The organism is Pseudomonas sp. v388, from assembly GCF_003935425.1.
Classification (GTDB): Bacteria; Pseudomonadota; Gammaproteobacteria; order Pseudomonadales; family Pseudomonadaceae; genus Aquipseudomonas.
Genome location: NZ_RHQN01000009.1, coordinates 275,039 through 287,304 on the forward strand (window position 1 = coordinate 275,039; position 12,266 = coordinate 287,304).

Here is a 12,266-nt window from a genome sequence, read left to right on the forward strand (position 1 = left end):
CCGTGTAGGAATCGTCTGCCTATAGTCCGGGGACTCTCTACACGGCTCATTTATCACCATGATCGAAAAACAGCTTGCCCGCTTCAATCGCCTGGACCTGATCAGCGCGCCTACCGCCCTGGAAAAGCTCGAACGGCTGTCGAACTGGGCAGGCCGCGACATCTACATCAAGCGCGACGACACCACCGCGCTGGCGATGGGCGGCAACAAGGTCCGCAAGCTTGAGTACCTGGCCGCCGACGCCCTCGCGCAGGGCGCCGATACCTTGATCACCGCCGGTGCCATCCAGTCCAACCATGTGCGCCAGACCGCCGCAGTGGCCGCACGCCTGGGGCTGGGCTGCGCGGCGCTGCTGGAAAACCCCATCGGCACCGAAGACCCCAACTACCTGCACAACGGCAACCGTCTGTTGCTGGACCTGTTCGACGCCAGGGTCGAATTGGTTGAAAACCTCGATAACGCCGACGAACAGCTGCACGCTCTCGCCGCTCGCCTGCGTGCCAGCGGCAAGAAGCCGTACCTGGTGCCGATTGGCGGCTCCAGCCCGGTGGGCGCCCTGGGTTACGTGCGGTGCGGGCTGGAATTGGTCGAGCAGATCAAACAGACCGGCCTGGACTTCGCCGCCGTGATATTGCCATCCGGTAGCGCCGGCACGCACAGTGGCCTGGCCCTGGCGCTTGCCCATATGCTGCCGGAATTGCCGGTGGTCGGCGTTACGGTATCGCGCAGCGAAGACGCCCAGTTGCCCAAGGTTCAGGGCCTGGCCGAGCGCACGGCCGAGCTGCTTGAAGTGCCACTGCCGCAGGCTTTCCGCGTGCAGCTGTGGGACGAGTATTTCGGCCCGCGCTACGGCGAACCGAATGCCGGAACCCTGGCTGCGATCAAGCTGGTCGCCAGTCATGAAGGCGTGCTGCTCGACCCGGTGTACACCGGCAAGGCAATGGCCGGGCTGCTCGATGGCATCGGCCGCCAGCGTTTCAACGACGGGCCGCTGATTTTCCTGCACACCGGCGGCGCGCCAGCCTTGTTCGCCTACCCTGGTGTGTTTGCCGGATAAGTCGAGCGCGTAGGGGCGGCTTATGCTCGAAGTAGATATAAAAATCGCTTTTAGTTATTTTTATTCATAAGAATTCAGCTTTATAGTCTCGCCGCTCAAAACGACCCAACCAACTCGCGCTGGTCCGGTCTGAAACTTGCCTGGTCTTTCAGGCAGCTGGCATTCCCACCCTGGTATTCGAATAACAAAGAGGCTCGCATGAACATTTCCGCTATTCGTCGTACGTTTCTTCTGTCGGCTCTGAGCGTCGTGCTCGGTACAGGACTTGCCGGGCAAGCCATGGCGGGCGAGCAGCTACAGAAAATCAAGGACAGCGGCACGCTCAGTGTCGGCCTGGAAGGCACCTATCCACCCTTCAGCTTCGTGGACGAGAACGGCAAGCTGACCGGCTTCGAGGTCGAATTCTCCGAAGCTCTGGCCAAAGAGCTGGGCGTCAAGGCCAAGGTTCAGCCGACCAAATGGGATGGCATCCTCGCAGCACTGGAGTCCAAGCGTCTGGACGTGGTCATCAATCAGGTCACGATTTCCGAAGAGCGCAAGAAGAAGTACGACTTCTCCCAGCCCTATACCGTCTCCGGTCTCCAAGCGCTGACCCAGAAGAAGAACGAAGGCGCTTTCAAGACCGCTCAAGACCTGACCGGCAAGAAGGTTGGCGTGGGCCTTGGCACCAATTACGAGCAATGGCTCAAGGAAAACGTGCCCGGCGCCGTGGTTCGCACCTACGACGATGATCCGACCAAGTATCAGGACCTGCGCGTCGGCCGTATCGATGCCATTCTGGTCGACCGCCTTGCAGCGCTGGAGCTGATCGCCAAGACCAAGGACACCCTGGCCGTTTCCGGCGAACCCTTCTCGCGCCAGGAATCGGGTGTCACGCTGCGCAAGGGAGAGCCAGAGCTGCTGGACGCCGTCAACAAGGCCATCGACAAGCTGCGCGCCGACGGTACGCTCACCAAACTGTCGCAAAAGTACTTCAACGCTGATGTGACCAAATGATCGAAGAGAGCCTACAGCTCGCGATGGACTCCGCGCCCTTTCTGCTGAAGGGCGCGTATTACACCGTCATCCTTAGCCTGGGCGGGATGTTTTTCGGATTGGTGCTGGGCTTCGGCCTGGCACTGATGCGCCTGTCGCGCTTCAAGTTGCTGAGCTGGATCGCCCGCATCTACGTGTCCTTTTTTCGGGGCACGCCGTTGCTGGTGCAGTTGTTCATGATTTATTACGGCCTGCCGCAACTGGGGATCGAGCTGGACCCGTTGCCGGCAGCGCTGATCGGTTTTTCCCTGAACATGGCCGCCTATGCCTGCGAAATCCTGCGGGCTGCCATCGGCGCCGTGGATCGCGGTCAGTGGGAGGCGGCGGCCAGCATCGGCATGACCCGCTGGCAAACCATGCGCCGGGCGATCCTGCCGCAAGCGGCCCGCACCGCCCTGCCGCCGCTGGGCAACAGTTTCATTTCGCTGGTCAAGGACACTGCCCTGGCCGCGACCATCCAGGTTCCGGAGCTGTTCCGCCAGGCCCAGCTGATCACCGCCCGCACTTTCGAAATCTTCACCATGTACCTGGCCGCCGCGCTGATCTACTGGGTATTGGCCACTGCGCTTTCGCATCTGCAGAACCGGTTGGAAGCGAGGGTCAACCGGCATGATCTGGAGTCCTGAAGCATGATTGTGGTTGAAAAGCTCACCAAGCAGTTCAAAGGCCAGGAAGTGCTCAAGGGCATCGATCTGCGGATCGAGGCCGGCGAGGTCGTCGCCATCATCGGCCCCAGCGGATCGGGCAAGACTACGCTGCTGCGCTGCTTGAATCTGCTGGAAGAACCCACCAGCGGCCGTATCAAGGTCGGTGATATTGAAATAGACGGCAGCCGACCGTTGAGCCAGCAGCAAGGCTTGATCCGCCAGCTGCGGCAGCAGGTCGGGTTCGTGTTCCAGAACTTCAACCTGTTTCCGCATCGCACGGCGCTGGAGAACGTCATCGAAGGCCCGGTGGTGGTCAAGAAGATGGCCCGCGAGAGCGCCGTTGCGCTGGGACGCAAACTGCTGGCGAAAGTCGGCCTCACGGGCAAGGAGGATGCGTACCCGCGCAGGCTCTCCGGTGGCCAGCAGCAGCGCGTGGCCATTGCCAGGGCACTGGCGATGGAGCCGGAGGTGATTTTGTTCGACGAACCCACTTCCGCGCTGGACCCAGAGCTGGTCGGGGAAGTGCTGACGGCCATTCGTGCCTTGGCCGAAGAGAACCGCACCATGGTGATCGTGACTCATGAAATGAGCTTCGCGCGGGACGTTGCCAACCGGGTGATCTTCATCGACAAGGGCGTGATCGTGGAACAAGGCGACGCCAAGGCGCTGTTCGCCAACCCGCAGCACGAGCGCACCAGACAGTTTCTGGAGAGAAGCCGAGCCTGATCCTACAAAGGTGCTCAACATTGCGACGCACTTTGGCGTCGCAATTACTTTGTCTTACATTTCTGGCGCAAAAGACCGATCAAAATCTTTGCGCAAAGGCCGCCGCCTAACTGGCCTGTCCTATCGACTAATAGAGTCATTTCAACCGCAGCAGCGCCCCGACGGGCCGGCGCCGAGTGCCCACTCGTGCCCCGGCGTCGACTGGTCAAGCCCCTGCCCTCACCTGGCGCTGCGCTGGGCGATACGCCGTTTTAGTTACGAGTAGGATCTTCGATTAGTTGGAAGTCGTGATTCAAACGTAATATGTAGGAAATTTCTAAATTTCATTAAACCCACGCACTCATACCAAACACGTGTTGACAACAAACCACAAAGCCAATTAGCTCAACTGAAGTAAGGGGTCTACGACGCCCGCCAATATGCAAGTGGCAAATACCTACAGTTTGTAATGTTTGCTACTACTCCGACCGATAAGGTAATTATCGGCACTGCTTATTTGAGGGTTATTCAGCACTTACATGCAGACCATTTATAACCACTCATTACTTGCAATCTTGGTTAAACACGAGAATTCGGACATGAGCCAGACACCCAGCAACACCCCTCTTCCGAGGCTGCCGGCCCCGAAAATCCCGCAGGCAACCCGGCACGGCATCGGCCTGAAGGTCGCTTCGCACCTGATGATCCATGTCGAACCCTACGATGAAATGGAAAGCGGCGATCTTATCGAATTGTTTTGGGACGGCTGTTACGTTGCGTCAAAAATTTTAAAGGCATCTGACATCGGCAAAACAATTGTCCTACGCCTTCCGGAAAGCTTCTTACAAAACGGCAAAGCAAGAACTTACTACCGAGTCATGAAGGTCGGGGGTACACCCGTGACGTCAATCTGCCGGAAGCTGTGGGTCAAGTTGAACGCGCCGGGGGGTGAGCTGTTGAGCCCCAGCGCTGAAGAGAATCAGGGGCTCGCACCGCTGACGGTACCGCCCTCGGTGGTACGGCGTGGCCTGACCTCCAAGCACATGGCAGGCGGCTTGCCCTTGAGCATCGAGCCGTACCTGAACATGGCGCCCCACGACGAAATTACCGTGCGCTGGGGAGACCTGCGGATGGATCTGCCGCCGCTCACCGCCGAAGACGTGGGCATGCCGGTGGATCTGGTGGTACCGCCCGCGTTGATCCTGGAAGCGGGCGATGAGCAACGCCTGGAAGCGACCTACTGCGTCATCGATCGCGTCGGCAATAACTCACTCTGGGCGCCGCCGCGAGAGATTCACATCCAGGCGCTGGATGAATGGACCCAATAACTGCAGGTGTCGACGTTCATAAAGTGTCGGTAGCCCGGATACAGCTCGACCGGTCTGTCGGGGATACCGGCACTTTCCGCCTGACAGGGCGCTAGCCCCTCCTCCCATGCACCCAGCACGCCGCACTCCCGTGTGGACACTTCACTCCGCCCATCGAACCCTCCGTTCAGGCCAGCCGGTTCTCTGCCTGGCAGCGGCAAATGCCATCTATGCTTATTCCAAAAAGCACGTTTAAAAAATATTTATACAAGCTTAGGGTATATGAACCGGACCACCGGACACCGTACTGATCAACGCCGCTGCTTGCGGCCCAAGTTGCCATTGTTACGAGGTTCAGATGGTCCGCAACTCAACCACCTCTGTGGATAACACCAGGGCGTTGCACGCTGAGTCTGCACAGGCTTCGACGGAGCACGACGTCGCGCCAGCCTTGCTGCCGGCCACGGTGTTGCACAACGACGCTCAAGCCATCGCCGCCGCCCATAAACTGGCCGCATCGGCCCGCATTAACGCCGCTCAGCGCGATCAGCAAAGACAGCTGCCATGGGCGGAAATCGAGCAGTTCACCCGTAGCGGCCTGGGCAGCATTTCCATTCCCAAAGCCTACGGTGGACCGGGCGTATCGTTCGCGACCGTGGCCGAGGTGTTTCGCATCATATCCGCTGCCGATCCGGCGCTTGGACAGATCCCGCAGAACCAGTTCGGCATCCTCAACCTGATCCTGGAAGCTGCCGACGAGCCGCAGAAAATCGCCCTGCTGCAAAGCGTTCTGCAAGGTTGGCGCATCGGGAACGCCGGCCCGGAACGCGGGACCCGCAACACCCTGGAACTCAAGGCCCGGCTGGTGGCAGACGGCGACCGCCTGTTGCTGAGCGGCCAAAAGTTCTACTCCACCGGTGCGCTGTTTGCCCATTGGGTTGCGGTCAAGGCGCTGGACGACCAGGGTCGGCAGGTCATGGCGTTCGTCAGACGCGGCACGCCTGGCTTGCGAATCGTCGACGACTGGTCCGGCTTCGGCCAGCGCACCACTGCCAGCGGCACCGTATTGCTCGATAACGTGCACGTCGATGCGCAGAACGTGATCGCCAACTGGCGACTGGCTTCGACCCCCAATATTCAGGGTGCCGTGTCGCAACTGATTCAGGCCGCCATCGACGCCGGTATCGCCCGCGCGGCCATCGATGACGCCATTACTTTCGTTCGTGAGCGCTCGCGACCCTGGATCGACGCCAAGGTCGAGCGCGCCGGTGACGATCCTTATGTGATCGCCGACATCGGCCGCCTCAAGCTCGATCTGCACGCCGCCGAAGCGCTGTTGCGCAAGGCTGCGCAAGTGGTGGATGACATCAACGCTCACCCTGTCGACGAAGACGCGGCCGCCCGCGCCTCCATCGCCGTGGCTCGGGCCAAGGTGCTGACCACCGAAATTTCTCTTCAAGCCAGCGAAAAGCTGTTCGAGCTGGCCGGCAGCCGCGCCACCCTGGCCGAATTCAATCTGGACCGGCACTGGCGCAATGCACGGGTGCACACCCTGCACGACCCGGTGCGCTGGAAATATCACGCCATCGGCGCCTGGCACCTCAACGGCACGCATCCCGCGCGGCATTCCTGGATCTGAACCGGACCACTGGAGAAACACCCCATGAGTTTTCCCCCACCGGCGCGGACAACCGCCGCCGTCATCACCAGTGACGCCCAGGCATTGCAGATCGCCGGCGAACTGGCCGCCCGTTTCAGGACCGACAGCGCGCAGCGCGACCGCGAGCGGCGTCTGCCGCATACCGAGCTGGATCAGTTCAGCCAATCCGGGCTGTGGGGCATCAGCGTGCCGAAAGCCTTCGGCGGCGCGGGCGTTTCCAACGTCACGCTGGCCAGGGTCATCGCCTTGATCGCCGAGGCCGATGCCTCGCTGGGGCAGATTCCGCAAAATCATTTCTATGCACTGGAAGTGCTGCGTGTGAACGGCAGCCAGGCCCAGCAAGCGCGCCTGTACGCCGAGGTACTGGCCGGGCAACGCTTCGGCAACGCACTGGCCGAGCTGGGCACCAAGACCGCTCACGAGCGCACGACCCGCCTGAGCCGCGACGGCGACGGCTTGCGCATCAACGGCCGCAAGTTCTACTCCACCGGCGCCCTTTATGCACAGCGTATTCCGACCTCAGTGGTCGATGAGCACGGTGTCCAGCATCTGGCGTTCGTGGCGCATGACAGCGACGGCCTGCGCGTGATCGACGACTGGAGCGGCTTCGGTCAGCGCACCACCGGCAGCGGCTCGGTGGTGTTCGATAACGTCTATGTCAGCGCCGACGATGTGATCCCCTTCCAGAGCGCGTTCGAACGGCCCACCACGGTCGGCCCGCTGGCGCAGATTCTTCACGCTGCCATCGACACCGGCATTGCCCGCGCAGCCTTTGAGGATGCGCTGACATTCGTGCGCACCCGCACCCGGCCCTGGATCGACTCGGGCCAGGAAAAGGCCATCGATGACCCGCTCACCCTGTACGGTTTCGGCAAGCTGAGCGTTCGCCTGTACGCCGCAGAGGCGTTGCTGGAACGCGCCGGCGAGCTGCTCGATATTGCCCAGGCCGACAGCACGGCCCAAACCGTTGCCGAGGCGTCCATCGCGATTGCCGAAGCGCGAGCCATCAGCACGGAAATCTCCTTGGCCGCAGGCAGCACGTTGTTCGAACTGGCCGGCAGTCAATCGACGCTGGCCGAGCACGGCCTTGACCGTCACTGGCGCAACGCCCGCGTACACACCTTGCACGACCCGGTTCGCTGGAAATACCACGCCATCGGCAATTACTACCTCAACGACACCAAGCCCCCATTGCGAGGCACCCTCTGATGGCCAAGAAAAAGATCCTGCTCAACGCGTTCAACATGAACTGCATCGGCCATATCAATCATGGTTTGTGGACCCATCCGCGGGATAACTCCACGCAGTTCAACAACCTCGAATACTGGACCGATCTGGCGAAACTGCTGGAGCGTGGGCTGTTCGACGGCATGTTCATCGCCGACATCGTAGGCGTTTACGACATCTATCAAAACTCGGTAGACGTCACGCTCAAGGAGGCGATCCAGCTGCCAGTCAATGACCCGCTGTTGCTGGTGTCGGCCATGGCCGGCGTGACCCGCCACCTGGGTTTCGGCCTGACCGCCAACCTGACCTACGATGCGCCGTATCTGTTCGCCCGGCGCATGTCGACCCTCGATCATCTGAGTCGTGGCCGGGTGGGCTGGAACATCGTCACCGGTTACCTGGACAGCGCTGCGCGAGCTATGGGCCTGAACGAACAGGTCGAGCACGACCGGCGTTATGACCAGGCCGACGAATATCTGGAGGTGCTGTACAAACTCTGGGAAGGCAGCTGGGAGGACGACGCGGTGATCAACGACCGCGAACAGCGGGTGTACACCCGGCCGGAGAAGGTTCACAAGGTCCGTCACGAAGGTGAGTTCTATAAGGTCGAGGGTTATCACCTGTGCGAACCGTCGCCGCAGCGCACGCCGGTGCTGTTTCAGGCAGGCAGCTCGGACCGGGGACTGGAGTTTGCCGGTCGGCACGCTGAATGCGTGTTCATCAGCGGCCAGAACAAGATCGCCACCAGGGAACAGGTCGACAAGGTGCGCGCCAGCGCGGTGCGGGCAGGTCGCAATCCACAAGACATCAAGGTGTTCATGGGCCTGAGCGTGGTGGTGGCAGCCACTGAAGAGCAGGCTCGCGAGAAATTTGCCGACTATTGCAGCCACGCCAGCGCCGAAGCGGGCCTGGCGCATTTTGCGGCGTCCACAGGCATCGACTTTGCCGACTATGAACTGGATGAACCGATCCAGTACGTCAAGAGCAACGCCATCCAGTCGGCCACCCGCAACCTGAAGAACAACGACTGGACACGGCGCAAGCTGCTGGAGCAGCACACGTTGGGCGGTCGCTACGTGACGATTATCGGCTCGCCGGAGCAGGTCGCTGACGAACTGGAATCCTGGGTCGAGGAAACCGGCCTGGACGGCTTCAACCTGACCCGCATCGTGACGCCGGAAAGCTATGAGGATTTCGTCGATCTGGTGGTCCCGGAGCTGCAACGCCGTGGCTCCTACAAGACCGCTTATGACCCGGGCACGTTGCGCAGCAAGCTGTTCCCGGAAGGCACCGACCGTCTGCCACCGCAGCATGCCGGTGCAAGTTATCGAATACACACGCCTACAGAAAAAACATCAGCCAGACAATAACGGACCGCCATCATGACCAAATCACTCGTTGCCCTGGCCCTCGGCCTGTTGACCCTCACCGCCCACGCCGCCGACGCACCCTTGAAGGTCGGCACCACTGCGGCGTTTGCCATTCCGCTTGAAGCAGCAGTGGAAGAAGCCGGCAAGCAAGGCCTGAAAGTCGAACTGGTGGAGTTCACCGACTGGATCGCGCCGAACGTCACCCTTGCCGCCGGTGACATCGACGTGAATTACTTCCAGCACATCCCGTTCCTGACCAACGCCAACGAAGCGGCCGGTTTTGGGCTGGTGCCTTACGCGCCGGGCATCATCAACAATGTCGGGCTGTACTCCAAAAAGTACAAAAGCTTCGACGAGCTGCCCACCGGCGCCACAGTCGCCATCGCCAACGACCCGATCAACAGCGGTCGCGGCCTGCAACTGCTCGCCAAGGCCGGACTGATCACGCTCAAGGACGGCGTGGGCTACAAGGCGACCGAAGACGACATCACCGCCAACCCCAAGAAACTCAAGCTGATCCAGGTGGAAGCGGTGCAACTGGTGCGCGCCTATGATGATGCCGATCTGGTGCAGGGCTACCCGGCCTATATCCGCCTGGCCAAGACTTTCCCCGCCGAGTCGGCGATCCTGTTCGACGGCCTGGACCACCCTGAGTACGTGATTCAGTTCGTGATCAAGCCCGAGAAGAAAAACGACCCGCGCCTGGCCAGATTCGTCGATATCTACCAGCACTCGCCGGTGGTCCGCGCCTCGCTGGACAAGGTCAACGGCACCCTCTACCAGGCAGGCTGGAAACAATGAACGCGTCCGCGCAACGGCAGTTGCCGCTGGAACCGCAGAGCAGCGGCATCGAGGCACAGCACACCGAACTGCATCCGGACCTGAACCGTGCCCACGTGCGCTTCGTCAGCCTGGGCAAAACCTACGAAGGCCGCCAGGGTCCGGTGCAAGCGCTGGGCAATATCGACCTGGCGATCCAGCGCGGAGAGATCTTCGGCATCATCGGTCGCAGTGGCGCGGGAAAATCCTCGCTGATCCGCACCATCAATCGTCTGGAGCAACCCAGCAGCGGCCGGGTGCTGATCGATCAGGTGGACATTGCCGAGTTCAACGAAGACAAGCTGGTGGAGCTGCGCCGCCGCATTGGCATGATCTTTCAGCACTTCAACCTGATGTCGGCCAGGACCGTATGGCAGAACGTCGAACTGCCGCTCAAGGTGGCCGGCGTGCCCAAGGCGCAACGGCAGCGCAAAGTGGCGGAATTGCTGGAACTGGTGGGCCTGAAGGACAAGCACAAGGCCTACCCGGCGCAGCTTTCCGGCGGGCAGAAGCAGCGGGTCGGGATTGCCAGGGCGCTGGTGCATGATCCGGCGATTCTGCTGTGCGACGAAGCCACTTCCGCGCTGGACCCGGAAACCACCCAATCGATTCTCGGCCTGCTGCGCGAGATCAACCAGCGCCTGGGGCTGACCATCGTGCTGATCACCCATGAAATGGCGGTGATCCGCGATATCTGCCACCGCGTCGTGGTGCTGGAACAGGGCCAGGTCGTCGAGCAAGGCGCGGTATGGCAGGTCTTCGGCGACCCGCATCATCAGGTCAGCAAGACCCTGTTGGCGCCGCTGCAACTGGGCCTGCCGCAAGAGTTGGCGGCGCGCCTGACCGCACAGCCTCTGGCGCCGGAAGCGACGCTGCTGCTGGATGTGCACTTCACCGGCGCCAGCGGCGAAGAGCCTGATCTGGCGGCGCTGTTCGCGGCCTTGGGCGGCAAGGTGAAGCTGCTGCAGGGCGGTGTCGAGCGCATTCAGGATCGCGCCATCGGGCATTTGATCCTCTCGGTGGCGGGCTCGCCGCACAACCGCGACGAACTGTTGGCCCGCGCCCTTACTCAGGCGCCGCGTGTGGAGGTATTGGGTTATGTGGCTTGATCGTTTGATTCAAGGAACCATCGACACCTTTCTGATGGTTGGCGTGTCGTCGTTGATCGCCCTGCTGCTGGGCATTCCGCTGGCGGTGATTCTGGTTACCAGCTCCAAAGGCGGGATTTTCGAAGCGCCGGCCGTCAATCGGGTACTGGGCGGGTTCGTGAACCTGTTCCGCTCGATTCCCTTCCTGATCCTCATGGTCGCGCTGATCCCCTTTACCCGGATGATCGTCGGCACCACCTATGGCGTCTGGGCGGCAGTCGTGCCGTTGACCATCGCCGCTACGCCGTTCTTTGCGCGGATCGCCGAGGTCAGCCTGCGGGAAGTGGATCACGGCTTGATCGAAGCGGCACAGGCCATGGGTTGCCGTCGCTGGCACATCGTCTGGCACGTGCTGTTGCCCGAAGCGCTGCCGGGTATCGTCGGCGGCTTTACGATCACGTTGGTGACGATGATCAACTCTTCGGCCATGGCCGGTGCCATTGGAGCCGGTGGCCTGGGCGACATTGCCTATCGCTACGGTTATCAGCGTTTCGACACGCAGATCATGCTGACGGTGATCGTGCTACTGGTGGTACTGGTCGCCGTGGTGCAACTGGGCGGTGATCGACTGGCGCGCAGCCTGAACAAGCGCTGACCGGAGCGAGGTATAGTGGCGCTACTCCCGGACCGGACCGCCATCGATGAAACTCGACCCGCAAACCCTTGCCCAGATCACCACCACTACCGTCGGCCACTACGACCGGGTGGCCGACGAGTTTCGTGAAGGCACCCGGGACCACGACGTCAGCCAGAACATCGACGCCCTGCTGCGGCACATCGAGTCGCCCGCGCCGTTGCAGATTCTGGATTTTGGCTGCGGGCCGGGTCGTGATCTCAAGACGTTTACGGCGATGGGGCACGTTGCAGTGGGTCTTGACGGTTCCCGGCGGTTTGCCGAGATGGCCCGTGCCGAAACCGGCTGCGAGGTGTGGCAGCAGAATTTCCTGGAGCTGGACCTGCCGGCCGAGCGCTTCGACGGGATCTTCGCCAATGCCGTGCTGTTTCACATACCGCGCCAGGAACTGCCCCGCGTTCTGCGCCAGCTGCACGCCACCCTGAAAACCGGCGGCGTGCTGTTCAGCTCCAACCCGCGTGGTCGTAATCAGGAAGGCTGGAACGGCGAGCGCTACGGCTCGTACCACGACCTGGACGCCTGGCGCGAGTTGCTGATCGAAGCGGGTTTCGTCGAGCTGGAACATTATTACCGACCAGCCGGGTTGCCGAGGGATCAACAACCGTGGCTGGCCAGCGTCTGGCGCCGCGGCTAGACCCACGCAAGCGTCCTTCCGCC

The 12,266-nt window shown here is 61.5% G+C and carries 12 protein-coding genes; all 12 read left to right on the forward strand.

All coding sequences use genetic code 11. The features are described 5' to 3' along the window. The first annotated feature begins 58 nt into the window (after nt 1-58). The 12 genes from EGJ27_RS21035 to EGJ27_RS21090 all read left to right on the forward strand — a co-directional run bounded on the left by EGJ27_RS21035 (nt 59) and on the right by EGJ27_RS21090 (nt 12,243). A complete protein-coding gene (locus EGJ27_RS21035) occupies nt 59-1,057 on the forward strand; it encodes a D-cysteine desulfhydrase (RefSeq protein ID WP_125832673.1) in 999 nt (332 codons plus the stop codon). A 198-nt stretch (nt 1,058-1,255) separates the two neighbouring features. Further along, complete coding sequence (tcyJ, locus tag EGJ27_RS21040) at nt 1,256-2,053, forward strand: cystine ABC transporter substrate-binding protein (protein ID WP_125832674.1); 798 nt, start codon at nt 1,256-1,258, stop codon at nt 2,051-2,053. Continuing rightward, nucleotides 2,050-2,718, forward strand: a complete 669-nt coding sequence (tcyL, locus tag EGJ27_RS21045) for a cystine ABC transporter permease (protein ID WP_125832675.1) — start codon at nt 2,050-2,052, stop codon at nt 2,716-2,718. Before tcyJ ends, tcyL begins: the two co-directional genes overlap by 4 nt. A gap of 3 nt (nt 2,719-2,721) precedes the next feature. Then, nucleotides 2,722-3,465, forward strand: a complete 744-nt coding sequence (gene tcyN / locus EGJ27_RS21050; RefSeq protein WP_125832676.1) for an L-cystine ABC transporter ATP-binding protein TcyN — start codon at nt 2,722-2,724, stop codon at nt 3,463-3,465. 578 nt (nt 3,466-4,043) lie between these two features. Next, a complete protein-coding gene (locus EGJ27_RS21055; RefSeq protein WP_125832677.1) occupies nt 4,044-4,772 on the forward strand; it encodes a hypothetical protein in 729 nt (242 codons plus the stop codon). Nucleotides 4,773-5,217: 445 nt separating this feature from the next. Beyond that, a complete protein-coding gene (locus EGJ27_RS21060; RefSeq protein WP_256672894.1) occupies nt 5,218-6,390 on the forward strand; it encodes an SfnB family sulfur acquisition oxidoreductase in 1,173 nt (390 codons plus the stop codon). A 24-nt stretch (nt 6,391-6,414) separates the two neighbouring features. Further along, nucleotides 6,415-7,620 (forward strand): SfnB family sulfur acquisition oxidoreductase, encoded by a 1,206-nt coding sequence (locus EGJ27_RS21065; RefSeq protein WP_125832679.1) that lies wholly within the window; start codon nt 6,415-6,417, stop codon nt 7,618-7,620. Next, on the forward strand, nt 7,620-9,008 hold the full coding sequence (locus tag EGJ27_RS21070; protein ID WP_125832680.1) for an LLM class flavin-dependent oxidoreductase: 1,389 nt from the start codon (nt 7,620-7,622) through the stop codon (nt 9,006-9,008). Before EGJ27_RS21065 ends, EGJ27_RS21070 begins: the two co-directional genes overlap by 1 nt. Nucleotides 9,009-9,020: 12 nt before the next feature. Then, on the forward strand, nt 9,021-9,809 hold the full coding sequence (locus EGJ27_RS21075; protein WP_125832681.1) for a MetQ/NlpA family ABC transporter substrate-binding protein: 789 nt from the start codon (nt 9,021-9,023) through the stop codon (nt 9,807-9,809). Then, nucleotides 9,806-10,936, forward strand: coding sequence for a methionine ABC transporter ATP-binding protein (locus EGJ27_RS21080; RefSeq protein ID WP_125832682.1), 1,131 nt, complete (start codon nt 9,806-9,808; stop codon nt 10,934-10,936). The genes EGJ27_RS21075 and EGJ27_RS21080 overlap by 4 nt, the downstream gene beginning before the upstream one ends. Continuing rightward, nucleotides 10,926-11,570 carry a methionine ABC transporter permease gene (locus EGJ27_RS21085; RefSeq protein ID WP_125832683.1) on the forward strand — a complete coding sequence of 215 codons (645 nt, stop codon included), beginning with the start codon at nt 10,926-10,928 and terminating at the stop codon, nt 11,568-11,570. The genes EGJ27_RS21080 and EGJ27_RS21085 overlap by 11 nt, the downstream gene beginning before the upstream one ends. Nucleotides 11,571-11,616: 46 nt before the next feature. After that, complete coding sequence (locus EGJ27_RS21090; protein WP_125832684.1) at nt 11,617-12,243, forward strand: bifunctional 2-polyprenyl-6-hydroxyphenol methylase/3-demethylubiquinol 3-O-methyltransferase UbiG; 627 nt, start codon at nt 11,617-11,619, stop codon at nt 12,241-12,243. Nucleotides 12,244-12,266: the final 23 nt, after the last annotated feature.

Bases quoted from the DNA above. Each gene is read 5' to 3' on its own strand.
- EGJ27_RS21035 (WP_125832673.1), top strand. From the start codon at position 59: ATGATCGAAAAACAGCTTGCCCGCTTCAATCGCCTGGACCTGATCAGC.
- tcyJ (WP_125832674.1), top strand. From the start codon at position 1,256: ATGAACATTTCCGCTATTCGTCGTACGTTTCTTCTGTCGGCTCTGAGC.
- tcyL (WP_125832675.1), top strand. From the start codon at position 2,050: ATGATCGAAGAGAGCCTACAGCTCGCGATGGACTCCGCGCCCTTTCTG.
- tcyN (WP_125832676.1), top strand. From the start codon at position 2,722: ATGATTGTGGTTGAAAAGCTCACCAAGCAGTTCAAAGGCCAGGAAGTG.
- EGJ27_RS21055 (WP_125832677.1), top strand. From the start codon at position 4,044: ATGAGCCAGACACCCAGCAACACCCCTCTTCCGAGGCTGCCGGCCCCG.
- EGJ27_RS21065 (WP_125832679.1), top strand. From the start codon at position 6,415: ATGAGTTTTCCCCCACCGGCGCGGACAACCGCCGCCGTCATCACCAGT.
- EGJ27_RS21070 (WP_125832680.1), top strand. From the start codon at position 7,620: ATGGCCAAGAAAAAGATCCTGCTCAACGCGTTCAACATGAACTGCATC.
- EGJ27_RS21075 (WP_125832681.1), top strand. From the start codon at position 9,021: ATGACCAAATCACTCGTTGCCCTGGCCCTCGGCCTGTTGACCCTCACC.
- EGJ27_RS21080 (WP_125832682.1), top strand. From the start codon at position 9,806: ATGAACGCGTCCGCGCAACGGCAGTTGCCGCTGGAACCGCAGAGCAGC.
- EGJ27_RS21085 (WP_125832683.1), top strand. From the start codon at position 10,926: ATGTGGCTTGATCGTTTGATTCAAGGAACCATCGACACCTTTCTGATG.
- EGJ27_RS21090 (WP_125832684.1), top strand. From the start codon at position 11,617: ATGAAACTCGACCCGCAAACCCTTGCCCAGATCACCACCACTACCGTC.